General features: G+C 61.8%; 19 protein-coding genes and 1 tRNA gene. 8 read left to right on the top strand and 12 right to left on the bottom strand.

The window, feature by feature from the left end; genetic code table 11:
* Positions 1 to 29 precede the first annotated feature (29 nt).
* Together BM026_RS17890 and BM026_RS17885 are read right to left on the bottom strand one after the other, a co-directional pair.
* The gene (locus tag BM026_RS17890) at positions 30 to 1,229 is read right to left on the bottom strand and encodes a CaiB/BaiF CoA transferase family protein (RefSeq protein WP_071492793.1); all 1,200 of its coding nucleotides are present in this window, start codon (positions 1,227 to 1,229) and stop codon (positions 30 to 32) included.
* Complete coding sequence (locus tag BM026_RS17885) at positions 1,226 to 2,167, bottom strand: hydroxymethylglutaryl-CoA lyase (protein ID WP_093529602.1); 942 nt, start codon at positions 2,165 to 2,167, stop codon at positions 1,226 to 1,228. The genes BM026_RS17890 and BM026_RS17885 overlap by 4 nt, the downstream gene beginning before the upstream one ends.
* A gap of 328 nt (positions 2,168 to 2,495) precedes the next feature.
* Between BM026_RS17885 and BM026_RS17880 the strand changes: the two genes are divergently transcribed.
* Together BM026_RS17880 and BM026_RS17875 are read left to right on the top strand one after the other, a co-directional pair.
* On the top strand, positions 2,496 to 3,422 hold the full coding sequence (locus tag BM026_RS17880) for an SMP-30/gluconolactonase/LRE family protein (protein ID WP_093529600.1): 927 nt from the start codon (positions 2,496 to 2,498) through the stop codon (positions 3,420 to 3,422).
* Positions 3,423 to 3,530: 108 nt separating this feature from the next.
* Positions 3,531 to 4,817, top strand: a complete 1,287-nt coding sequence (locus BM026_RS17875) for a CitMHS family transporter (RefSeq protein WP_093529598.1) — start codon at positions 3,531 to 3,533, stop codon at positions 4,815 to 4,817.
* An 86-nt stretch (positions 4,818 to 4,903) separates the two neighbouring features.
* Here BM026_RS17875 and BM026_RS17870 read toward each other — a convergent pair whose 3' ends face one another.
* The 3 genes from BM026_RS17870 to BM026_RS17860 are packed head-to-tail and all read right to left on the bottom strand — an operon-like array spanning position 4,904 to position 7,369.
* Positions 4,904 to 5,572 carry a hypothetical protein gene (locus tag BM026_RS17870; protein WP_063611816.1) on the bottom strand — a complete coding sequence of 223 codons (669 nt, stop codon included), beginning with the start codon at positions 5,570 to 5,572 and terminating at the stop codon, positions 4,904 to 4,906.
* Positions 5,573 to 5,575: 3 nt separating this feature from the next.
* Positions 5,576 to 6,937 (bottom strand): M48 family metallopeptidase, encoded by a 1,362-nt coding sequence (locus BM026_RS17865; protein ID WP_256575528.1) that lies wholly within the window; start codon positions 6,935 to 6,937, stop codon positions 5,576 to 5,578.
* Positions 6,938 to 6,940: 3 nt separating this feature from the next.
* Positions 6,941 to 7,369 carry a hypothetical protein gene (locus tag BM026_RS17860; protein WP_071492789.1) on the bottom strand — a complete coding sequence of 143 codons (429 nt, stop codon included), beginning with the start codon at positions 7,367 to 7,369 and terminating at the stop codon, positions 6,941 to 6,943.
* 173 nt (positions 7,370 to 7,542) lie between these two features.
* Here BM026_RS17860 and BM026_RS17855 point away from each other — a divergent pair, with 173 nt between their 5' ends.
* Complete coding sequence (locus tag BM026_RS17855) at positions 7,543 to 8,490, top strand: helix-turn-helix transcriptional regulator (protein WP_093529596.1); 948 nt, start codon at positions 7,543 to 7,545, stop codon at positions 8,488 to 8,490.
* Positions 8,491 to 8,675: 185 nt separating this feature from the next.
* On the opposite strand, the gene BM026_RS17850 is transcribed toward BM026_RS17855, so the two are convergent.
* Both BM026_RS17850 and BM026_RS17845 read right to left on the bottom strand, forming a co-directional pair.
* A tRNA-Asn gene (locus BM026_RS17850) sits at positions 8,676 to 8,751 on the bottom strand.
* Positions 8,752 to 8,811: 60 nt separating this feature from the next.
* Positions 8,812 to 9,708 (bottom strand): LysR family transcriptional regulator, encoded by an 897-nt coding sequence (locus tag BM026_RS17845; RefSeq protein ID WP_093529594.1) that lies wholly within the window; start codon positions 9,706 to 9,708, stop codon positions 8,812 to 8,814.
* Positions 9,709 to 9,808: 100 nt separating this feature from the next.
* On the opposite strand from BM026_RS17845, the gene lldD reads away from it, so the two are divergent.
* A complete protein-coding gene (gene lldD / locus BM026_RS17840; RefSeq protein WP_058424979.1) occupies positions 9,809 to 10,939 on the top strand; it encodes an FMN-dependent L-lactate dehydrogenase LldD in 1,131 nt (376 codons plus the stop codon).
* Here lldD and BM026_RS17835 read toward each other — a convergent pair.
* From BM026_RS17835 to BM026_RS17825, 3 genes are read right to left on the bottom strand one after another with little or no spacing between them, the layout of a single operon-like run.
* Positions 10,936 to 12,168, bottom strand: coding sequence for a CaiB/BaiF CoA transferase family protein (locus tag BM026_RS17835; RefSeq protein WP_092243269.1), 1,233 nt, complete (start codon positions 12,166 to 12,168; stop codon positions 10,936 to 10,938). The genes lldD and BM026_RS17835 overlap by 4 nt on opposite strands.
* 26 nt (positions 12,169 to 12,194) lie before the next feature.
* Positions 12,195 to 13,724, bottom strand: a complete 1,530-nt coding sequence (locus BM026_RS17830; protein ID WP_093529592.1) for a 3-hydroxyacyl-CoA dehydrogenase — start codon at positions 13,722 to 13,724, stop codon at positions 12,195 to 12,197.
* A 2-nt stretch (positions 13,725 to 13,726) separates the two neighbouring features.
* Positions 13,727 to 14,512, bottom strand: coding sequence for an enoyl-CoA hydratase (locus BM026_RS17825; protein WP_093529590.1), 786 nt, complete (start codon positions 14,510 to 14,512; stop codon positions 13,727 to 13,729).
* A 249-nt stretch (positions 14,513 to 14,761) separates the two neighbouring features.
* Here BM026_RS17825 and BM026_RS17820 point away from each other — a divergent pair, with 249 nt between their 5' ends.
* From BM026_RS17820 to BM026_RS17805, 4 genes are all read left to right on the top strand, one after another.
* Positions 14,762 to 15,631, top strand: a complete 870-nt coding sequence (locus BM026_RS17820) for an IclR family transcriptional regulator (RefSeq protein WP_092243260.1) — start codon at positions 14,762 to 14,764, stop codon at positions 15,629 to 15,631.
* A 69-nt stretch (positions 15,632 to 15,700) separates the two neighbouring features.
* Positions 15,701 to 16,855: an acyl-CoA dehydrogenase family protein gene (locus tag BM026_RS17815; protein ID WP_071490741.1), complete on the top strand. Its 1,155-nt coding sequence runs from the start codon at positions 15,701 to 15,703 to the stop codon at positions 16,853 to 16,855.
* Positions 16,856 to 16,901: 46 nt separating this feature from the next.
* Complete coding sequence (locus tag BM026_RS17810) at positions 16,902 to 18,176, top strand: MFS transporter (RefSeq protein WP_093513966.1); 1,275 nt, start codon at positions 16,902 to 16,904, stop codon at positions 18,174 to 18,176.
* Between the two features lie 307 nt (positions 18,177 to 18,483).
* Complete coding sequence (locus BM026_RS17805; protein WP_093529588.1) at positions 18,484 to 19,410, top strand: GGDEF domain-containing protein; 927 nt, start codon at positions 18,484 to 18,486, stop codon at positions 19,408 to 19,410.
* Positions 19,411 to 19,591: 181 nt separating this feature from the next.
* On the opposite strand, the gene BM026_RS17800 is transcribed toward BM026_RS17805, so the two are convergent.
* Both BM026_RS17800 and BM026_RS17795 read right to left on the bottom strand, forming a co-directional pair.
* On the bottom strand, positions 19,592 to 20,359 hold the full coding sequence (locus BM026_RS17800) for an iron-containing redox enzyme family protein (RefSeq protein WP_371914374.1): 768 nt from the start codon (positions 20,357 to 20,359) through the stop codon (positions 19,592 to 19,594).
* A 78-nt stretch (positions 20,360 to 20,437) separates the two neighbouring features.
* Positions 20,438 to 22,900 (bottom strand): EAL domain-containing protein, encoded by a 2,463-nt coding sequence (locus tag BM026_RS17795; protein ID WP_093529586.1) that lies wholly within the window; start codon positions 22,898 to 22,900, stop codon positions 20,438 to 20,440.
* Between the last annotated feature and the right edge of the window lie 41 nt (positions 22,901 to 22,941).

Here is a 22,941-nt window from a genome sequence, read left to right as displayed (position 1 = left end):
ACAGGAATCAGGAATCCCTTCCAGCGGTATCAGCGAACGATGCCACGCCCGCGCAACGCTTCGATGTCACCCGACGCGTAGCCCATTTCTTCGAGCAGCTCGGCAGAGTGACTGCCCATTTGCGGCACATTGAGGCGGGTATTGAAGCGACGACCATTCATCTCGAACGGCAGCATTGGCACCTTGACCGCGTCGCCATTCTCCAGCGTCAGATGGGCCAGCCCACCCGACTCGTTCAGGTGCCGGTCGTCGAACAGGTCCTGCGGCCGCTGGATCGGCGAAAACGGCAGGCCCGTCTGCTCGCACAGGTCCATGACCTCCTGCTTGCTCATTTGCGCCAGACGCTCGCGGACCTGCGGCAGAATCCTCGCCCGGGCCTGCACGCGCTGGGTGTTTTTCGCCAGTCCAGGGTCGCGCCCCAGCTCTGTAAAGCCAAAACCCTGGCAGAAATTGACCCACTGGCTGTCGCTCACCACGCCCATGAACACCTGCTCATCGCCCAGGGTATTGAACACGTCGTAGATCGCCCAGGCTGACAAACGACTGGGCATCGGCGCGGCAGGCTTGCCAGTGGTTGCCATCTGCATCATGTGTTGCCCCACCAGAAACGCTGAGTTCTCGAACAGCCCGGTCTGCACGAACTGCCCTTCCCCGGTGTTTTTGCGTTGCCACAGCGCCGCCAGAATCGAGATGGCGCTGAACATGCCGCCCATTACGTCATTGACCGAGGCACCGGCGCGTAGCGGGCGGCCTTCGGGACCCGTCATGTAGGCCAGGCCCGTCATCATCTGCACCACCTCGTCCAGCGCAGTGCGATGTTCATACGGCCCCGGCAGAAAGCCTTTCATCGAGCTGTAGATGATGTCCGGCTTGATCGCCTTGACCTGCTCGTAGCCCAGGCCGAGCTTGTCCATGGCGCCGGGACGAAAGTTCTCGGTGACCACATCGGCGCTTTCGATCAGCTTGCGCACCGCGGCCATGCCTTCCTCGGTCTTGATGTCGACCGCGAAGCTTTTCTTGTTGCGGTTGTAGGTCATCCAGTAGCCAGCGCCGGAGCCGGTCAGGCGACGCGTGTTGTCACCCTCGGGCGTCGGCTCGACCTTGATCACTTCAGCGCCGAGGTCCGCCAGCACCAGCCCACAGGTCGGGCCCATGACCATGTGCACGAACTCGACCACACGCACGCCTGCCAGCGGCAGCGCCTGAAGGTTCCGATTGAGCAGGCTCATCGCGCACCTCCGGCGTAATGGAAATTCTTGCCGACGCCTGCGTCAGGGATGAAGCCATACAGCGGCTCTCCTGGCAGGCCCTGTTTCAGCCAGGCGCGAGCGGCCACCAGCTTGTCGATGTCCACGCCGGTGCGCAGGCCCATGGACTCGAGCAGGTAGACCAGATCCTCGGTCACGATATTGCCCGACGCCCCCGGCGCATACGGGCAACCGCCGATACCGCCCTGAGAGGCATCGATGGTGGTGACGCCAACATCCAGCGCCGCGACCACATTGGCCAGGCCCTGCCCACGGGTATTGTGAAAATGCGCGCTGCCGGCCTTGCTGCCGATCTCGTTGCGCAGACGGGTGAACACGCGACGCACCTGCGTCGGATTGGCGTACCCCACAGTGTCGGCGAGTCCGACTTCATCGACGCCCAGCTCGACCATCGTAAGGGCCATGCGCAGCACATCGTCCTCGGGCACCTCGCCCTGAATCGTGCAACCGAACACCGTCGACAGCCCGGCCTCGACCTCGACGTGCGGGAAGCGCTCGTTGCGCAGGGCCATCACCGTACGCACTTCGTCGTAGACCTGTTGATGGGTCTTGCGGATGTTGGCCAGTGAATGGGGCTCGCTGACGGAAATGGGCAGGGTGATCTTTTGTACGCCGGCGTTGAACGCTGCCTCGGCGCCCTTGAGGTTCGGCACCAGCGCGGTAACGAACACGTCCGAACGCTGACGCATGTGTGCCACCAACTCGGCGGCATCGGCCATTTGCGGCAGCAGTCTGGGGGACACGAACGAGCCGACCTCGATCTCCTTCAAGCCAGCGTCGGCCAGGGCCGTCAGCCATTGAAGCTTGAGCGCAGTGGGCATGGTCGCGCTAATGCTTTGCAGGCCATCACGGGGGCCGACCTCGCTGATCAGGATGTCCAGGTTGTTATTAGAGTTCATCGCCGGGTCTCCGGGTGGTGGAATGCAATAGTTCTATCTGACAGAACACTGTTCTGAAATAATCATGAGCCGACAAAATCCCACTGTCAATGCCTCTCATCCCGAGCGATGCGCCAGGGCGCTCCCGAGAGCGTTGGGAGTGCTTGGTGATGAATGGCGAAATGAAAAACAGACAATCCCGGTGGGTTGACAGCTGAAAAAATAAAGTCGAACCTTGTTCTATCTGCAAACACAACGTTCTGTCAGATAGAACAAAAACAATAAGGCGAAAAGGTCTCGTCACCAGCAAGATCGGTGCTTTCCGTTCGCCCCCGTAGGAGCTGATCCTGTGAGCCTGTATGCCCCGCCTCGCGATTTGTCGACCCGCGTGTTCACCACGCTGCCCGAAGCATTCTGGAAAGACGGCGACTCCGACTGGGTACGCGCCAACAAACCAGGGCAGAAGGTCAAAAGCTTTCTCGAAGGGCCGTCCTTCGACCGGGACGGCAACCTGTACGTCACCGACATTCCCTACGGCCGCATCCTGCGCATCGACCCTCAAGGCCACTGGACGTTGATCGCCGAGTACGATGGCTGGCCCAACGGTTTGAAAATCCACCGCGACGGGCGGATTTTCATCGCCGATTACAAGCAAGGGATCCTGACGCTCGCTCCGCACACCGGCGCGGTGACGCCGTTCCTCACTCACAGTCGCAGCGAAGGCTTCAAGGGTGTCAACGACCTATTCTTCGATGCCGGCGGCAAGCTGTACTTCACCGATCAGGGCCAGACCGGCCAGCAGGACCCGACCGGTCGCGTCTACGCCTATGATCTGGAAAAGCAGACCCTCACGCGTCTGATCGACAACGGCCCGAGCCCCAACGGCCTTGTCATGGACCTCGCGCAGAACGCGCTCTTCGTGGCGATGACTCGGGGCAACGCTGTCTGGCGCCTGCCGATCCAACGCGACGGCGGCACCAGCAAGGCGGGCATTTTCACCGCCATGGCCGGGGGCGTCAGTGGCGCCGACGGCATGGCGCTGGACAGCGAAGGCAATCTGTATGTGTGCGATGCCGGTAACGGCTGCGTCTGGGTGTTCGACCCTCACGCCGTGCCGCTGTACCGCATTCGCTCGTGCACCCAAGGCCGCACCCTGACCAACCTGGCGTTCGGTGGCGAGGGCAATCGGCAATTGTTCATCACCGACTCTTCTACCGGTTCCATCCTGGTCACCGACCTGCCCCACAGCGGCCAGCCGATGTTCTCGCACCACTAAACCCGCAACACGCTGAATCCTGTGCGCCTGCTGCACCGGCTTCGTTCGGCCCGAAGAACGCGAGCCGTCCCGCGCTCGCCCCCTACAAAACCAATAAAAGGGATGCCCATGTTGATCTTTCTGAGCTACGCCATGATCGTCTGCTTCATGTACCTGATCATGAACAAGCGCCTTTCACCGCTGGTGGCGCTGCTGCTGGTGCCGATCCTCTTCGGTTGCCTCGGCGGTTTCGCCACGCAACTGGGCGGCATGATGTACGACGGCGTGAAGATGCTCGCCCCCACTGGCATCATGTTGACCTTCGCGATCCTGTATTTCTGCATGATGACCGACGCCGGTCTGTTCAACCCGCTGATCAAGGTGCTTTTGCGGCTGGTCAAGGGCGATCCGCGCAAGATCGTTGTCGGCACCGCCGTGCTGGGGTTGTGCGTCGGCCTGGACGGCGACGGCGCAACCACGTACATCATCGCCACAGCAGCTTTTTTGCCGCTGTATCGTCTGACCGGCATTCGTTTGCAGGTCATGGCCACCGTGTTACTGCTGGCCATCGGGGTGATGAACATCCTGCCGTGGGCCGGGCCGTTTTCGCGAGCGGCCAGTGCCATGCACGTCGACATCACCGAGCTGTTTTTACAGATGGTTCCCATCATGATTGCTGGCGGTGTATGGGTGATTTTTGCCGCCTGGTGGCTAGGTCGAATGGAATACCGCCGTTTGGGTATTGTCAGCGTCAGCGAAGACAAGGTGCTCGAAGGCTACGCACACGTTCGCCTGAGCGACCCGAAATTTCTGTTCAATGGGGTCCTGACGGTCGCCCTCATCAGCTCGATGATGCTCAGCCTGATGCCGCTGCCGATCCTGTTCATGGTCGCCTTCGGCCTGGGTTGCCTGATCAACTACCCGACGCTCAAACAGCAGAAGGAAGTCATCGGTCGGCACGCCGACAACGTGCTGGCCGTGACCCTGCTGATTTTTGCGGCGGGCATCTTCGTCGGCATCATGGGCGGCACCGGGATGATCAAGGCTATCTCCGATAACCTGATCGCCATCCTGCCAGAGCAGGCTGGCCACGGCATGTCAGTCATCACCGCGCTGCTCAGCATGCCGTTCACCTACGTCCTGACCAACGACGCGTTCTATTTTGGAGTGCTGCCCATCCTCGCCGAAACCGCTGCCCACTACGGCATCGGCCCCCACGAAATGGCCATCGCATCGTTGATCGGCCAGCCAGTGCACCTGCTCAGCCCGCTGGTGGCCTCCACCTACCTACTGTGCGGGCTGCTGGACATTGACTATGGCGATAACCAGCGGGTCTCGCTGAAGTGGACCTTCGGCACCGTGCTGGTGATGTTGATCGCGGCCATCGCAACTGGCGCGATCACGGTCATAAACTGAATGCTCAACAGGTTGATTTGCGGATCTGGATGTCAATGCAGCGAGGCAATTTCAACAACCCTGAACCGGCTCTACCGTACAACCGCTCAGGAATCGCGCTGCGTGCCCTGGCGCAGCGCATCAAGATGTTGTTGGGCCTGGGCGGCTTGGCAATAGGCGTTGAGGATGTCTGCTATCTGATCGTCATCCAGGGTATGGCCCTCATGCATCAGGCCGGCGGATTGAATCAGGATCTGCGGCTGGGGTTTGTTCAGGGCCAGCGCCTGGTTGCCGAACAGCTGTCGCGTGGCGCGATGCACAGGCAGGGGCGCACCGGGTCGCAAAATCAGTTTCTGCACCGTCAGCCAGCCTTCCTCACTGACGCTGACGTCGGCAATTTCGACGAGATCGACCGGCGCACTCAAGGTGTCCACAAACAACTGGCGGCGGGTCAGGCGCATAAAGGCATGTTGCCCGGCGTTGCGGTGCTGCCAAGTGAGCAGTACGAACACCACTGCCATCACCGCGGCACACACGGCCAAGCCGTTGTAACCTCGGTGCAGCCCGAAGCCCAGCAAGCCCAGGGCAATCAGCAAAAACAGCGGACCGCGCACCTTGTAACGGCGCGAATTGGTGAATTCGGTCTGCTCGGGCACGCGATGGATGACCTGCTCGAGTTCGGCGATCGCACGCTCGCGCTGAGCTTCGCGGGAGTCGGCATATTCCTGACTGAGTGTGCTGGCGAGATCCGACAGCGGATCGGAGGGTTGGGTCATGGGTCATTCTCCTTGAGCGATTGATATAGGCGGTGATACAGGCAGCCAGACATCGGAGGACGATGCATGGGTGAGTTGGCTGAACCAGTGGCGGTCGTGCTCGGTAGGCACGCGAGTGGCCTGGGCCAGCAGGTCGTCATCCAGTCGCACGCCCAGTTGCTGCATGCGCAGTGCTGTCGGCGGGTGCGTATCGAACGGGTGCGCGATGGCATGGTCCAGCGCTGCCTTGTCCAAGCGCAGTGGTGTATGAAGCAGGTGGTCGGTAAGGGCCTGGATCAGGTTCGGGTGGCGCTCGGTGAGCAGCCTGTGGATCTCCCCGTCGAGCGCGATAACGCGTAACAGTGCCTGGCAGAATAAGCGTTCACCGCCGATGTTGCCGCCCACCCTATCTGCGACCAATTCCTGGGCGCGGCCCCAGTGGTGCACCGCCAGTTGAAAGTGGTGCAGGAAACGCTGCGTCATCCAGATAGCCGGGCGCTCGACCCACGCCGGGTCGGCATCCCCAGCGCTGATATACGAAAAGTGCAGGCACATCAGGCTGAAATGCGCCCCGATCTCGCTGCCCCGTTCGGTGTCGCGACTGCTGAAATGGCCCAGCTCATGGCCGATGATCGACGCCGCCTCGGCCTGGCTCAGGGTCGAGAGGTAGGTCAGCGGCAAGTAAAGGGTGCGCCCGCTGAGCACGTCACCGGCGGGTTGCAGCGCGACATCGACGCTGGTGACGAAAAACGCCTGGTCGATGCCCACCACGATATGGTCGGGCACCGGCGCGCCGGCCGTATTGGCCAGTTGCTCAACCCACGCCCATAAAGCCGGTGCCTTGGCGCGCCCCAGGGTTTGGCCCAGAAACGCCGAGGAAGGCCGGTCCAAGGCGCGCCATTGCCGGCGCAACCGCTCAATCAACCGGCAGCCTGTCCAGAGCACGGTAATCACTGGCACCGCCACCAACAGCATGAACCAGCCGCCGGCCTTGAAGTGGCTCCAGCCCCAGCTCAGTTCATACAGCAGGCACAGCGCCAGCGCGCAGACCAGCAGCCCGGTGTAGGCCACCAACCAGTGGCCCAGAGCACGCCAGCAGAGGAACAGACGGCCGTAGAGAAAGTCCTTGGATTGCCGCGCGCGCCATGCGTCCAGCCGCATCTTGAGCCATGTTGAGAGCCCGGCCACCAACGCGGCGATGGCCAGCCAGTACGCCAACCCCGCCAGGGCCTGACGCACACGCAGCCAGGCGTAGTCGCCGTCGATACTTTGCGCGTCCCGCAGCACTTCATCGGCGCGCCAGCTCTGCAGACTGGCCCACCCCATCAGGGCCAGCGGCAGTACCAGTATCGTCAGCGCCCACGACCACCGTGCGAATCGACCCACTGCTCAGTTGGCCTGCAAATAATCGGTCAGGAATGCCTGCGCATTGCCTTGGCTGGACAGGAACTCGTCATAGCCAACGTTCAACGCTTGAGCGTCGCCGGGCAAGTACAGCTCGCCCCAGCCTTGACGCAGCACCAGCACGACGAACTTCTGGCCGTCCACGGTGGTGGAATAGCGGGTGTCCTTGCCGGTCTTTTCCACGGCCATTTTCTGGATCTTCATGTTCCAGTCGTGGTCCACGCCCTCTACCTGCACCAGCGCCTGATTGTCACTGCGCGCGCCGATGCGCAGGGTCCAGACTTTCACGCCGCCTTCGCCGGCATAGGCCAGCACTTTTTCCGCGACTTCCGGGCGGTTGTCAGCCTGGGCGATCCCCGCGATCACGGCCAGAACCAGGCCCAGCAGCGCTGCCCACTTGCGATATATCAACATTTACGGCTTCCTCGACAGTTCAAAGCCGACCATTGAAATCAACGCGCCGACGCCTGCCAAGCGGTCCGGCCGTGGCGCACAATAATAAGGCCGTGGCTAACAACAACTGATCGGGCTGCCCGATGTCGATATCATGCAACGCTGCCCACCCGCTCTGACGGACGTTTTTGCCAATGGACCGCCGCAACCCCTATCTGGACACCCACTTCTGCTTCGATCACCCAGAGGCCCTGGACCAGGCCGGTGTATTCGATGACAGCGCGCAGCAGGTCATGGGCAGCGCGATCGGCCATTACCGTGCGCAGACGGTGCGGCCGCACCTGCAGTATTTCGACTGCGATCTGCAGTTCCCCGAACCGTTACGCATCCACAAGGTGCTGCCCGACAGCGTGTGCATCGTGCAGGTACTGGGTGGGCAATGGCAGCATCGGGTAGACGGTCGGCTAAATGAATACACCCCCGGTGCGCCCCATGTGCTGGGCTTGAGCGAAAGCATGGAAGCCATGGACCAGATGCCTGCCGGCAGCCGTGCGCGCATGGCCGGGCTGCGCATCGGCGGCGACTACCTGCGCCAATTGGCCGAAGAAGACCCGTCACTGCAATCGCTGGCCAGGCTGCTCGACGATGGCATGCACTTTTCAGAACTGCACGGCTGTCGCGCCGTCGGGCGTTTGTTCGAGCGCCTTTATCACTCGCCCTACCAGGGGGCGTTGGAACGGCTGAACCAGGAAAGCCTGAGCCTGGCCGTGCTGGTCGAGTTGGCCACGCACCTGGCGCCACAACCGGCCAAGCCCACGGCCCCGTTGCGCAGCCATGCGGACCTGGCACATGAAGCACGCTTCAAGCTCGACGCAAACCTGATGAAACCACCCGGCACGCTGGCGCTGGCACGGGAACTGGGCGTGGGTGAGACCACCCTCAGACGTGCCTTCAGCCGGGTGTACGGCCAATCGATGCTCGATTACGTGCGCCAGCAGCGCCTGGAGTTGGCGCGCACCCTGCTGCGCCAACGCAAATGGCACGTGGCGCAGATTGCCCACCGCCTGGGCTACGCCAACCCTGCCAACTTCAACCACGCCTACAAGGCGTATTTCGGTCATCCGCCAGGGGCTGAATCCTGACGTTCGCTACGCCGACTCTGCCGTCTTTGGTTGAAACCGCTGCAGCGACTTTCATGGGGCTTCCCTCTGAATCGTAGGATCAGAGACGGCTTCATGCGGGTCACGCTGTGCGCTTTGATCACCCTGGAGAAATCCAAGGCAAAAAAAAGCCTGCATCTCTGCAGGCTTCTCTTTATGTCGCTATCTGGCTCCACGACCTGGACTCGAACCAGGGACCCAATGATTAACAGTCATTTGCTCTACCAACTGAGCTATCGCGGAATGCGCCGTATGTTACTGATTGAAAAGGAGAAGTCAAGCTTTCTCTGGCACTTGGCGTGATTAAACCGGATGGCCGGTTGAAACGGCGTGCTCCCTGGCCAGTTCCAGCCAGGCCAGGGCGGCGGGTGGCAGGTGGGCGCTGGCGCGCCAGGCCAGGGCGATGTGCCAGTCGGTGTGGGGTTCGTCCAGGGGGATCAGGGCGATGCCGGGGTGTTTGTGTTTGTGCGCCAGCATGCGTGGCACGAAGGCTACGCCCAGGCCGGCGGCGACCAAGTCGATGATGAAGTCGATCTGCCCGCTGCGGGCGGTCACCTTGGGGGTGACGCCTTTGCGCTCGCAGGCGGCGAGAATCTTGGCGTTGAGGGCGAAGCCGGCTTCAAACAGGATGAACGGCGAATCGGCCAGGTCGGTGAAGTCGATACGTTCAAGGCGGGCCAGCGGGTGGCTGATGGGCAGCACCGCCATCAACGGTTCGTTGCGCACGGGCTGGAAGTCGAAGTCTTCGTCCACCGGCAGCAGCAGCGCAGCCAGGTCGACCTCCCCTGCTTCCAGGCATTCGCGCAGTTTTTTGCTGCCGTATTCGGTCAGTTCGATGTCGATGTCCGGGTAACGGCTGCGGTAGGTGGCGAACATCGTCGCGAACAGCACGCCGCAACCCACCGGCGGCAGGCCGATGCGCAGTACGCCGCGCTTGAGGCCACACAGGTCGTTGATCTCGGCCACCAGGTCATTGCGCTCGGCGAGCAGCACCAAGGCGCGACGGTAGGCAATTTCGCCGGCCGCCGTGAGTTCGTTGCGATGGCCCAGGCGATTGAGCAGCGGCGTGCCCAGTTCGTCTTCCAGGGTCTTGACCGCCTTGCTCACGCTGGATTGAGTCAAGGACACCACCTCGGCAGCCTGGGAAAATCCGCCCTGGCGCACCACTTCAACAAAGGCACGCAATGTTCTCAGGTTCATCAGTATTCCTTTGGCGACTGGCTGCCAGCGATAAAAGTTGTTTTTATCATGCCAGAGAATTGCCTATCCTGAAGCCACCTTGCCCGTGGAGCCTCTAAAAATGATCATCTCGTCCGCCTCCGACTACCGCGCAGCCGCCAAGCGCAAGCTGCCGCGCTTCCTGTTCGACTACATCGACGGCGGCGCCTACGCCGAGCACACGATGCGTGCGAACAGTTCGGACCTGGCCGAGATCAGCCTGCGCCAGCGCATCCTGCGCAATGTGGACAACCTGAGCCTGAAGACCACGGTGTTCGGCCAGGAACTCGACATGCCGGTGATCCTCAGCCCGGTCGGCCTGACCGGCATGTATGCGCGGCGCGGTGAAGTGCAGGCGGCCAAGGCGGCGGCGAACAAGGGCATCCCCTTCTGCCTGTCGACGGTGTCGGTGTGCCCGATTGAAGAAGTGGCGTCGCAAAGCGCGCAAGCGATCTGGTTCCAGTTGTATGTGCTCAAGGACCGCGGCTTCATGCGCAACGCGCTGGAGCGCGCGCAAGCGGCCGGTGTGACGACGCTGGTATTTACCGTGGACATGCCCACGCCCGGCGCACGGTATCGCGATGCCCATTCGGGCATGTCCGGCCCGTTCGCCGCACAGCGACGCATGCTGCAAGCCGTCGCCAAGCCGCAATGGGCCTTCGATGTGGGGTTGATGGGGCGCCCCCATGACCTGGGTAATATCTCCAAATACCTGGGCAAACCCACCCACCTGGAAGACTACATCGGCTGGCTGGCGAACAATTTCGACGCGTCGATCAGCTGGAAAGACCTGGAGTGGATCCGCGAGTTCTGGAAAGGCCCGATGATCATCAAAGGCATCCTCGACCCCCAGGACGCCAAGGATGCGGTGAGTTTCGGCGCCGATGGCATCGTGGTCTCCAATCACGGCGGCCGCCAATTGGACGGCGTGTTGTCCACCGCCAAAGCCTTGCCGCCGATTGCCGATGCAGTGGGCGATGACCTCACCGTATTGGTGGATTCCGGCATCCGTTCCGGGCTGGATGTGGTGCGCATGCTCGCCCTGGGTGCCAAGGCGTGCCTGCTGGGACGCGCCACCGCCTACGCGCTGGCCGCCGATGGCCAGCACGGCGTGGAAAACCTGCTGGACATCTTTGCCAAGGAAATGCGCGTGGCCATGACCCTGACTGGCGTCACGTCCATCGCGCAGATCGACCGCACCACCCTGGTCTAACCCTGCTGTTCAACGATCCCGCGGGCCTTGAGTCGGGCCAGTTGCTCCGGTGACAAGCCCAACCGCTCGCCGAGGATGTCGTCGGTGTGCTGCCCCAGCCTCGGCGCCGGCCGCTGGTACTCCACGGGGGTGCCGGACATTTTGATCGGGCTGCCGACCATGGCGAACTCCGGGTTTTGCGGATGGGGGATCTTCACCATCAGGTTGCGCGCGATCACCTGGGGTTCTTCCAGGGATTGCGCGATGGAGTTGATCGCCCCCACCGGCACCTTCGAGGCATGGATACACGCCACCCACTCATCGGCACTGCGCCCCAGAAAGTGCGCCGAAAGCAGCGCGACTATCTCTTCGCGATGGGCCACGCGGTCGGCGTTGCGGCGAAAGCGTGGGTCGTCCGGCAGATGCGCCAGGCCGATGCTCTGGCACAGCGCGACAAACTGGCTGTCGTTGCCACAGGCGATGATGAAGTCGCGGTCGGCGGCACGGAACACCTGGTAAGGCACGATATTGGCGTGGGCATTGCCATAACGCTGCGGCACCTTGCCCGAGGCCAGGTAGTTCATGCTTTGGTTGGCCAAGGTCGCGACCTGCACATCCAGCAACGCCATATCAATGTATTGGCCCACGCCGGTGCGCTCACGGCTGAGCAGCGCGGCCTGGATCGCCACGGTGGAATACAGGCCGGTCATCAGGTCGGAGAACGCCACGCCGACCTTTTGCGGGCCGCCGCCGGGCAGGTCATCGCGCTCGCCGGTGATGCTCATCAGGCCGCCGATGCCCTGGATGATGAAGTCGTAGCCCGGCTCCTCGGCACGCGGGCCGGTCTGGCCGAAACCGGTGATGGAGCAATACACCAGGCGCGGGTTGAGCTCGGCCAGGGTTGCGTAGTCCAGGCCGTAGCGGGCCAGGGAGCCTGCTTTATAGTTCTCGATCAACACATCGGAACTCGCCGCCAATGCCCGCACCAACTCCTGGCCTTCGGGAGTGGCAATGTCGATGGCCACGGATAACTTGCCGCGATTGGTCGACTGATAGTACGACGCCTCGCCGGACGACTCACCGGTGTCGGTCTTCATCCACGGCGGGCCCCAAGCACGGGTGTCGTCGCCGCTTTTCGGGCGTTCGATCTTGACCACTTCCGCGCCAAGGTCAGCCAACACTTGCCCACACCAGGGGCCGGCCAACACACGGCTCAGATCCAGCACCCGCAAACCTGTCAATGCACCCATTGTTCTTATCCTGTGAGGTTGGGAAATCAGCCGGCTTTCGGCGCTTCATGGCGCAGGGAAATCCCCAGCAGCGCCCGCCGCCGCAACCACGGGCTGGGGCGGTAGCGCGGGTCGTGGGTGAGCTCGCTCATGCGCTGCAAAATCGTGAGCAGGCGTCGTGGCCCGAGGGCATCGCCCCAGGCCAGCGGGCCGCTGGGGTAGCCCAGGCCGAGCTGCACGGCCTGGTCGATATCCTCGACACTGGCGATGCGCTGCTGGGCAATGTCGCAGGCGAGGTTGACCACCATCGCCAAGGTGCGTTGGGCCACAAAACCAACGCTGTCGCCGATCACCGTGACGCCCACACCATCCGCTGCGAGCAAGGCGTGAGCGGCATCGCGCATCGCCGGGGCCGTCAGCGGGTTTTGCATCAGCGTGCGGTGGCGCGACAGGTCCGTCAGCACATCGATGCACAGCGTGCGCGCCGGGTCGGTATCGAAGTGCACGCACGCGCTGGTGGCATCGCGGCCATAAGGCGCCAATAGGCATAACGCCTGCGGCGACGGTTGCGCAGCGTGTTCCAGGTGGGCGCCCAGGTCGATCACCAGGGCACTCAAGCGCTCGTAGTCTTCACTGTTTTCCGTGGCGATCCACACCGGTGGCAGCGGTTGCACCGTGGGCACCGGCTGGGGTTGCGGGCCGTTGATGAGCTGGCCGTGTTCATACTGATAGAAGCCGTGCCCGGTCTTGCGCCCCAGGCGGCCGCCCACCAGCATCTGCCGGGTCAGGGGCGACGGTTTGTAGCGGGGCTCCTGGTAGAACTGGTTGTAGATCGACTCCATCACCGGGTGCGACACGTCCAGGCCGGTGAGGTCCAGCAGCTCCAGCGGCCCCATGCGAAACCCGGCGCCGTCGCGCAGGATACGGTCGATATCGCCGCGCTCGGCGATGCCTTCTTCCAGCATCTTCAGGGCTTCGGTGCCGTAGGCCCGGCCGGCGTGGTTGACGATGAAACCAGGCGTGTCCTTGGCGCGCACGCCGCGATGGCCGGTGCGTGCAACCAGGGCCAGCAATGCCTCACCGACCTTGGGCGCGGTGGCCAGGCCATCGATCACCTCCACCACGCGCATCAACGGCACCGGGTTGAAGAAGTGCAGGCCCGCCACACGCTCGGGGTGCCGGCAACCAGTGGCGATGGCCGTGACGGAGAGTGAAGACGTGTTGGTCGCCAGGATGCACGTGGGGCTGACGATACCTTCAAGCTGGTGCAACAGGTCGCGTTTGGTGTCGAGGTTTTCCACGATGGCTTCGACCACCAGGTCGCAATCGCGCAGGTCCTCAATGCGGTCGACCACTTGCAAGTTGGCCAACGCTGCATCCATCGCCGCCTGGCTGATCTTGCCCTTGCCCACCAACTTCGCAAACGTACCACCGAGGTTGTCACGGGCCGCTTGCGCAGCGCCGTCGCGAGCATCGAACAGGCATACCCGAACACCGGCCTGAGCAGCGATTTGCGCAATGCCCTCGCCCATGACACCGGTGCCCACCAGGCCCAACGTGTTGATAGCGTCGCTCATGCTTATTCCCCCCGGTACTGCGGCGTGCGTTTTTCGAAGAACGCCGCAGCGCCCTCCTTCTGGTCCCTGGAGTCGAACAACAATTGGAACGCCTTGCGCTCCAGCACCAGGGCGCTTTCCAGCGGCAGGTCGGCACCGGCCAGCATCACTTCCTTGATCTGCTCCACCGCCAACGGCGGCAGCGCGGCGATCTGCGCGGCCAGTTCCAGGGCGCGGGGCAGCGTCTGATCGTCGCTGACCATCTCGCTGAGCATGCCCATGGCCAGGGCTTCCTTCGCGCTGACCATGCAGCCGGTGAGCGCAATGCGCATCGCCTGGAATTTACCCACCGCCCGCACCAGCCGCTGGGTGCCGCCCGCCCCCGGCATCAAGCCCAGCTTGACCTCCGGCTGGGCAAACCGCGCCGATTCACCCGCCACGATCAGGTCGCAATGCATCGCCAGCTCACAGCCACCGCCCAGGGCAAAACCATTGACGGCCGCGATCACCGGCTTGGGGCAGCGACTGATGGCTTCCCACAGATATTCGGTGTGGCGGCGGTACATATCGATCGCCCCGGCGGCGGCGAACTCCTTGATATCCGCGCCAGCGACGAAGAACTGTTCGCCCCCGGTCAGCACAATGGCGCGCACATCCTGACGGCGAGCCAAAGCGCGGAAGTGCTCGGCGAGCGCCTCACGTACCTTGGCATTCAGGGCGTTCTTGACTTCGGGTCGATGGATACGGACCACGGCCACGCCATTGTCCTGGACATCGAGGGTCACCACGGGTGGGTTAGCGTTGGTCACATTGACTCCTGCTGCACTGTTCTTGTTAGTTGGATTGCACTTGTTTCGCTATGCGAAATAACATTCCGTATTTATCGATAATCATAAGTATCGTCCCCACAGGTGTAAACGTAAAAACCCGAACTCATGCACATACAGTCTTTAACCTGCTGTTTTATCGGGGTTTATCGCATCAAATAATCGCCAGGCAAAAAGTTGCTTAGTTTCGCTGTGCGGAATACTATTTTGTTTTGTTGATTTTATAAAAAAATGAGGCTTAACATGCGCCGTCGAAACCCGGACTCGGACAACAACCAAGTCCCAGCAGGCAACAACGCCTTCGAGCATTTGTTGATTGACCCGATGCACAACGATGAGGAGGAAGACAAGGACCGCCAGTTCGTCACCGCCCTGGCCCGTGGCCTGGAACTGCTGCGCTGTTTCACGCCGAGCGAGAGTGTGCTGGGCAACCAGGAACTGGCGCGCAAGACCGGGCTGCCGAAACCGACGATCACCCGCATGACCCACACCCTGACCCGCTTGGGTTACCTCAGGCACCTGCCGCAGTCGGGCCGGTACCAGTTGGAGGTGGGCGTGATGGCCTTCGGTTACGCCATGTTGTCGAACCTGTCGATCCGCGCCGTGGCCCACCCGTTGATGGAGACCATGGCCAAGTACGCCCAGGCGGCCGTCGCGATGGCCACCCGCGACCGCCTCGACGCGGTGTACCTGGATGTGGTCCAGGGCGAAGCCAACATGACCATGCGCCGCCAGGTCGGTACACGGTTGCCGTTGCACTTGAGTTCAGCAGGCCGCGCCTGCCTGGCAGCGATGCCGGAAAACGAGCGGGAGTTCATTCTCGACCACATCCGCCAGCGCCATCTGGAGGACTGGCCGAACATCCGCAAGGGGCTGGAACGCGCCTTCCGGGACTACACCGATTTCGGCTATTGCATGTCGATCGGTGAGTGGCACCGCGATGTCAACGCCATCGCCGTACCGCTGCGACACGCACAACACGGCTTGCTGGCGTTCAACTGTGGCGGACCGAGTTTCCACCTCTCCCGGGAGAAACTCGAAGACGACATCGGCCCCCGCCTCAAGCACATGGTGAACAATATCGAGGCCGCCACCCGCTAGCTGGACAGGTGCATGGCCTCGGCAGATTGACGATAACAGGCCCGCCGAACGGGCCGCTGAGGGCTGCACATGATCCGAGACGCACAAACCCTGCATATCCTGGTGGACGCCATTGCGCAGTTCGTCGATGAAGCGCTGATCCCACGGGAAAACGAAGTCGCCGAAACCGATGAAATCCCGGCGGACATCATCAGCCAATTCCAGGACATGGGCCTGTTCGGCCTGACCATTCCCGAAGCCTACGGCGGCCTGGGCCTGACCATGGAAGAAGAGGTGACCATCGCCTTTGAACTGGGGCGCACCTCCCCGGCCTTCCGTTCGTACTTCGGCACCAACAATGGCATCGGCTCCATCGGCATCCTGCTCGACGGCACCGACGCGCAGAAGGAACATTACCTGCCGCTGCTGGCCAGCGGCGCGCTGCTCAGCTCGTTCTGCCTCACCGAACCCGACTCCGGCTCCGACGCCGCCTCGCTGAAAACCACCGCCGTACGCGATGGCGACCACTACGTGATCAACGGCACCAAGCGCTTTATCACCAACGCACCCCACGCCGGGATTTTCACGGTGATGGCGCGAACCGACCCGGCGATCCGCGGCTCGGGCGGTATCAGCGCGTTCATCATCGAACGTGACACGCCAGGCCTGTCCCTGGGCAAGCGCGATCACAAGATGGGCCAGCACGGCGCGCACACCAGCGACGTGATCTTCGACAACGTCCGCGTGCCAGCCAGCCAGTTGATCGGTGGCGTGGAAGGCGTGGGTTTCAAGACCGCCATGAAGGTCCTCGACAAAGGCCGCCTGCACATCGCCGCCGTCAGCGTGGGCGCCGCCGAGCGCATGCTGGGTGACGCGCTGAACTACGCGATCGAACGCAAGCAATTCGGCCAGCCGATTGCCGAGTTCCAGCTGATCCAGGCCATGCTCGCCGACAGCAAGGCCGAAATCTATGCGGCGCGCTGCATGGTGCTCGACGCCGCCCGCAAGCGTGACGAAGGCCGGGACATCGGCACCGAAGCTTCTTGCTCGAAGATGTTCGCCACCGAGATGTGCGGTCGCGTCGCTGACCGCTGTGTGCAGATCCATGGCGGCGCCGGCTATATCAGCGAGTACGCCATTGAACGTTTCTACCGGGATGTTCGCCTGTTCCGCCTCTACGAAGGCACCACGCAGATCCAGCAACTGGTGATTGCCCGCAACATGATTCGCGCGGCGCAACGCTGAGCACCACCCATACCCAATGCCCTAACAACTACAACAAGGTATCGCTATGGAAGTCGCCGCATCGGCGGGCGCGTTGTCGCCTGCAAAAAGCAAACTGTGGATCATTGTCTTTATCTTCTGCTTCCTCGGTCTGTTGATCGATGGCGCAGACCTGATGTTGCTGTCCTACAGCCTCAGCAGCCTCAAGGCCGAGTTCGGCCTGACCAGCGTCGAGGCCGGCAGCCTGGGCAGTTTCACCCTGGCCGGCATGGCCATTGGTGGCATCTACGGGGGCTGGGCCTGTGACCGCTTCGGCCGGGTCAAAACCGTGGTGTGGAGCATCGTGCTGTTCTCCGTGGGCACGGCGATCCTGGGCATGACCCACAGCTATTGGCAGTTCGCGAGCACGCGGTTTTTCGCCTCCCTCGGCCTGGGCGCGCTGTATGTGGCGTGCAACACGTTGATGGCCGAATACGTGCCGACCCGCTACCGCACCACCGTGCTCGGCACCCTGCAGGCTGGCTGGTCGGTGGGGTACATCGTCGCCACGCTGCTGGCAGGCTGGATCCTGCCCGAACACGGCTGGCGCTGGTTGTTCTACGTGGCGATCATCCCGGTGATCCTCGCCGTGCTGATGCAACGCCTGGTGCCAGAGCCTCAAGCCTGGGTGACCGCACGCGCCGAGCGCGTGCAGGAGAAAGCCAATGGCACCCGGCAAGCCCAGCAGAAAAAGCCCGACGGCATGTTCAAGCTGATCTTCAGCGACCCCAAGGCCAGCCGCATGTTCCTGCTCTGGGCCTTGACCGCAGGCTTCCTGCAGTTCGGCTACTACGGTGTGAACAACTGGATGCCGTCCTACCTGGAAAGCGAACTGGGGATGAACTTCAAGTCGATGACCAGCTATATGGTCGGCACCTACGCCGCGATGATCTTCGGCAAGATCCTTGCGGGGTTGGCGGCGGACCGCCTGGGACGTCGCGCCGTGTTTGCGTTTGGCGCCCTGGGCACGGCGGTCTTCCTGCCGGTCATCGTGTTGTTCCAGAGCCCGGAGAACATCTTGTGGATGCTGGTGGTGTTCGGTTTCCTGTACGGGATTCCCTATGGCGTGAATGCCACCTACATGACCGAAAGCTTCGAGGCGAAGTTTCGTGGTTCGGCAGTGGGCGGGGCTTACAACATCGGGCGCATTGGTGCGGCAGTGGCACCGGCAGCCATTGGTTTCCTGGCGTCCCATGGCTCCATCGGCATGGGGTTCCTGGTAATGGGCGGCGCGTACTTCATCTGCGGCGTCATCCCGGCGTTGTTTATTCGCGATAAACAGTTCGATCCGCAAAAACAGTAAGCGCGACGCCCGCTTGCCAAATAACTGGCGTCATCCTTCGGCGACTGTTTTTAGCGATAAAAACAGTCGCTTGATTTGTAAGGCTTTTTATTTAATTGAACGAATGTGGCATGAAACTCGCTCTAACCCTCTCCAAGCAGGTTAAGCGATGACAAGACGTGCGGCAGTGCCCAGGGGTTATAACCCACAGTAAAGCGGTCTAGACTGTAATTCATGTTTTACGGAACTGAAGGAACAGTAAGACGCCTGGCATTCGCCACTCTCATCGAGCCTGTAAGACAGCTGAGTGCTTAGAGGCCGAACGGTTATGAAAACACCTACCCAGACCCATGCAATTGACTTTGACAGTGCCAAATTGCAACGCCTGGGCTTTGGTCAACCCGCCCTCCTGCCGCGCCGCCCCACCACCGTTATCGAACTTCGCCAGCAACTGGGCCAGCAACTGCAAACCAGCCTGGAACCGGAGCGCATTCTCGCGGTGTTCTTCCGTGAGATCCAACGCCTGGTGCCCCTGGACGCCCTGCACTACCGTCACCAGGCCAGCGACCTGCGCCTGGAGTTCGGCCATCGCGGCCATCACTCGATGAGCTACAGCCTGAGCCATGAAGGCGAGCACCTGGGCGAGCTGATCTTCCGGCGCAACCAGCGCCTGGCGGAAGAAGAACTCGGCCAACTTGAATCGCTACTGGCGACCCTGCTCTACCCGATGCGCAACGCCCTGCTCTACCGCGCCGCCACCCGCAGCGCGCTGCGTGACCCACTGACCGAGACCGGCAACCGCATCGCCATGGACCAGACCCTGCAACGGGAAATCGACATGGCGCGCCGCCACCTGAACCCGCTGTCCTTGCTGATGCTGGACATCGACCACTTCAAGACCATCAACGACACCCACGGCCATGCCGCCGGCGACAACGTGCTGCGCACTGTGGCGGCATCGATCAAGAGCCAGCTGCGTAACGTGGACATGGTGTTTCGTTATGGCGGGGAAGAGTTTCTGATCCTGCTGTCCAACACCGGTCGCGATGCGGCGGCGATGGTTGGCGAACGCCTGCGCCAGGCGACACAAGCCCAGGATTATTGGGCGGACGGAACGCGGATCGAATTGACGGTGAGCCTGGGTTGCTCGACCTTGCTGCCCGCCGAATCTGCCGAAAGCCTGCTGCGCCGGGCCGATAGTGCGTTGTACGTGGCCAAGCGCGAAGGCCGCAACCGCCTGGCGATGGCGGGGTAAACCCCTTCAGCTGTAGCGAACTGGCTTACTGTGGCAATAAGGCTTGTTGGGGTAATCGGGCATGTTGTGGCGAGCGGGCTTGCCCCGCGTTGGACTGCGCAGCAGTCCCATGCTTTTTGAATAAAAAGCGGGCCGCTTCGCGGCCCAACGCGGGGCAAGCCCGCTCGCCACAATGGTTACATCAAGCCTCGCTGGCAACCCGCGCCTGGCGCTCACGCATCACCGCTGGGGCTTTTTCTTTCTCCAGACGCATGCAGCTTTCCAGGAACAAATACATGTAGTCGTAGCTCTTGCACACGGCTTGGCGCAGTTCCGCCTGCAATGCCTTGGTGGGGTTCATCCCGGCCAGGGTGCAGATGATTTCCAGCGCTTCCCACGGGTGGGCGTCATCGTACTGGGCATGCATCTTCAACCACTTCATCGCACGCTTGCGCTCTTCCTCGGGGAAGGCCGCCGCGTAGACACCGGTGGAACACACCACGGCGGACCACTCGCCGGTTGCGCCTTCAATCGCGTAGTTGGTCGCGGCAATGGCCACGATCAACGAATCGGCCGAGCTGGTGTGCCAGCACCAATGGCTGAGGGCATGCAACTCCGGCGGTACGTCCTGGGCTTGCAATTCGTCCAGGCTCACGCCGTGGGCACGGGCCCAATTGACCCAGTAATCGGCGTGGTTGAGTTCCACGCGAATATTGCGCATCAGCCAACGCCGCGCCATGTCCTCCCCAGGATGGCGGGCGAATTTGGTCTTGGTGAGGTTCTGTGCCATGTACAAGGCAAACTGCTCCACCACCGGCCAGCCACCGATCAGGTAGTGGCGCATGGTCTTGGCGCTGAGCGTGTTGTCGCGCATGCGCTGGTACAGTTCGTGTTCGACAACTCGGCGCTTGCTCTCGCTACAGTCCAGGATCAGTTTCTGAGCCCAGGCGGGGTAACTCGAGGCTTCCATAAGCGGGCCGGTTCTGTTGAATGTGTCGATCACTGTAAGGCTCCTTTTTAAGTGTGATTGTACAGACCAGCAAAGTTTTCAGCGGAATGTGCCGGGCGCCTTGAATAACAGAGGCTGCGGCCGCACAGGTCGACACTGCAAGCTATCAAAGGTAAACAATTGCGGCCGTTCAATCAGGTAGCCCTGAGCGTAATCCACACCAATTTCGAGTAACGCCTGTTCGATGTGCGGTGTCTCGACAAACTCTGCAATTGTGCGCTTACCCATGACATGGCCGATGTGGTTGATCACTTCGACCATCGCGCGGTTAATCGGGTCGTCCAGCATATCCTTTACGAAACTTCCATCGATCTTCAGGAAGTCTACAGGTAAATGTTTGAGATATGCGAACGAGGACATTCCGGCACAAAAGTCATCCAGCGAAAAATGACAACCCAAGGCTTTGAGTTCATTGATAAATCGGATCGCACTGCCCAAATTTGCAATTGCGCTGGTTTCAGTAATTTCAAAACAGATCATGCCCGGTGGAATATTGTATGTATGAAACTTCTCACGCAAAAACCCGAGGAAGTCATCATCGCCAATGGTGATGCCTGACAGGTTGATCGCACACATCGCCATGGGACGCCCCGGGCGCTCCTGCAGGCATCGGCTGATGATCTTGAACACATTTTCTACTACCCAGCGGTCCAGGGACGTCATCAAGCCATAGCGTTCGGCGGCTGGGATAAAGCTGTCCGGAAGGATGATGCGGCCAGCCTCGTCATGCAGGCGCAGCAGGATCTCGATGTGCCCATCGCCACCGTCAGTGTGCCCCAGGGGTGAGATTTCCTGGGCGTAGAGGCAGAACCGGTTTTCTTCCAGGGCCATGTGCAGGCGCTGCACCCAGGCCATTTCGCCGAAGCGCACGGACAATTCCGAGTCGTCGGCGTGGTAGACCTGCACGCGGTTGCGGCCCTTTTCCTTGGCCATGTAGCACGCCATGTCGGCGGCGCGCAGTGAGGTTTCCAGGGTCGTCGGGGTGTGCCCAAGGTGCACCAGGCCGATGCTGACGGTGGTCATGAACGGCCGGCCCTTCCATACGAAGTGCAGGCTTTGCACCGTATGCCGCAGACTCTCGGCGATTTTTTCAGCCGCGGCCGCCGGGCAGTTCTCCAGCAGAATGCCGAATTCATCGCCGCCCAGGCGCGCCAGGGTGTCACCTTCACGCAGGTCCGATTGCAACAGCGCGCAGATATGCCGCAACAACTCGTCGCCTGCCGCATGGCCACAGGTGTCGTTGACCAACTTGAACTGGTCCAGGTCGAGGAACATCAGCGCATGCCGCCTGCCCTGCTGCGTCCCCATGGGGTGGAGCACCTGCTCCAGGCGGTACTCGAACTCACGGCGGTTGGCCAGGCCGGTCAGGGCGTCATGGGTCGCCTGCCAGGACAGGTTGGCGATGTATTGACGCTCCTGGGTCATGTCGTGCAGCACCAGCACTGCCCCGGTCACCTTGCCGGCGCTGCGGATCGGCGCGCCCACCAGGGTCACCGAGACCGTGCTGCCATCCAGGCGCTGGATGGTTTTCGAATGCTCGCTGCCGCCGCCGAGCTGGCCCTTGACGATATGTTCGATCAGGGTAAAGCCATCGGGCTGGGCATTGTCATCCAGCAGATTGAACAGCGCCGCCAGGGGCAGCCCCTGGGCCTGGGCAGAATTCCAGTGGGTCAGCGCCTCGGCCGCCGGGTTCATGTAGGTGATGGCGCCATCGACATCAGTGGTAATCACCCCGTCGCCAATCGACTCCAGGGTGATCTGCGCCCGCTCCTTCTCTTGCTGCAGAGCGTCGGCAAAGGCATGGCGCTGGGCCAGCAGTTTATGCGTGCGCAACAGCGCCAGCACAATCAGGCCCAGTGCCGTGGCCAGGTTGGTGATCACCAGCAGCCGCAGGATCATCCGCGAACCTTCGCCCAGGGCATCGCTGAACGCCTTGGCAGCGGGCGTCACACCTTCGTTGATGGCGGTGATATGCGCCTTCCATTGGCGCACATCGTTGGCGCTGACCTGGTCACGGGTGATTGCACCGTGCATCTCGCGCGCCAGGTCATCCAGTTGCACCAGGTAGCCATCGCCCACGGTCCAAAGTTCGATGGCTTTTTCCAGGTAGCTGAAATGGCGGAAGTTGAGGTACAGCCAGATCAGACTGGCGACGTCATCCGGGTGGTTGCCGCCCTTGAGGATACCCGACCGAGCGGCCGCAAGATCAGGGGTGGAGCGGTCCAGGGCGACACGCAGTTCATGCCCGCCCTGGGGCACGGCGATCGCCTGCTGGTATTTGAGGTAGGTGGTTTCGTCGCGGTTGTCGGCATACAGCGTCAGGTAGTAGATCGCGTCTTTCTGGCCCTTGGACCACAGGCTTTCGCCAGCCACATAACCGCGCACCGCCGAGAGCACGTAGAGGCTGACACAACCCAACAATGCCTGGAACAGCACCACGGCGATAAAGGGCCAGACAATGCCCAACAACCGTGGCGTTCCGAGAGTCCGCTTTTGCTTCATGAAGCCCCTTGCACATGCACTGCTGGATACGCACGCGAAAC

Origin of the sequence: Pseudomonas sp. NFPP24 (assembly GCF_900112095.1) — a bacterium.
In the GTDB taxonomy this organism is placed as follows: Bacteria; Pseudomonadota; Gammaproteobacteria; order Pseudomonadales; family Pseudomonadaceae; genus Aquipseudomonas; species Aquipseudomonas extremorientalis.
The sequence above is the reverse complement of the archived record's forward strand: the minus strand, read 5'-3'. Positions and strand labels throughout refer to the sequence as shown.

Bases quoted from the DNA above. Each gene is read 5' to 3' on its own strand.
- BM026_RS17890 (WP_071492793.1), bottom strand. From the start codon at position 1,229: ATGAGCCTGCTCAATCGGAACCTTCAGGCGCTGCCGCTGGCAGGCGTG.
- BM026_RS17885 (WP_093529602.1), bottom strand. From the start codon at position 2,167: ATGAACTCTAATAACAACCTGGACATCCTGATCAGCGAGGTCGGCCCC.
- BM026_RS17875 (WP_093529598.1), top strand. From the start codon at position 3,531: ATGTTGATCTTTCTGAGCTACGCCATGATCGTCTGCTTCATGTACCTG.
- BM026_RS17870 (WP_063611816.1), bottom strand. From the start codon at position 5,572: ATGACCCAACCCTCCGATCCGCTGTCGGATCTCGCCAGCACACTCAGT.
- BM026_RS17860 (WP_071492789.1), bottom strand. From the start codon at position 7,369: ATGTTGATATATCGCAAGTGGGCAGCGCTGCTGGGCCTGGTTCTGGCC.
- BM026_RS17855 (WP_093529596.1), top strand. From the start codon at position 7,543: ATGGACCGCCGCAACCCCTATCTGGACACCCACTTCTGCTTCGATCAC.
- BM026_RS17845 (WP_093529594.1), bottom strand. From the start codon at position 9,708: ATGAACCTGAGAACATTGCGTGCCTTTGTTGAAGTGGTGCGCCAGGGC.
- lldD (WP_058424979.1), top strand. From the start codon at position 9,809: ATGATCATCTCGTCCGCCTCCGACTACCGCGCAGCCGCCAAGCGCAAG.
- BM026_RS17835 (WP_092243269.1), bottom strand. From the start codon at position 12,168: ATGGGTGCATTGACAGGTTTGCGGGTGCTGGATCTGAGCCGTGTGTTG.
- BM026_RS17830 (WP_093529592.1), bottom strand. From the start codon at position 13,724: ATGAGCGACGCTATCAACACGTTGGGCCTGGTGGGCACCGGTGTCATG.
- BM026_RS17820 (WP_092243260.1), top strand. From the start codon at position 14,762: ATGAGGCTTAACATGCGCCGTCGAAACCCGGACTCGGACAACAACCAA.
- BM026_RS17815 (WP_071490741.1), top strand. From the start codon at position 15,701: ATGATCCGAGACGCACAAACCCTGCATATCCTGGTGGACGCCATTGCG.
- BM026_RS17810 (WP_093513966.1), top strand. From the start codon at position 16,902: ATGGAAGTCGCCGCATCGGCGGGCGCGTTGTCGCCTGCAAAAAGCAAA.
- BM026_RS17805 (WP_093529588.1), top strand. From the start codon at position 18,484: ATGAAAACACCTACCCAGACCCATGCAATTGACTTTGACAGTGCCAAA.
- BM026_RS17800 (WP_371914374.1), bottom strand. From the start codon at position 20,359: ATGGAAGCCTCGAGTTACCCCGCCTGGGCTCAGAAACTGATCCTGGAC.
- BM026_RS17795 (WP_093529586.1), bottom strand. From the start codon at position 22,900: ATGAAGCAAAAGCGGACTCTCGGAACGCCACGGTTGTTGGGCATTGTC.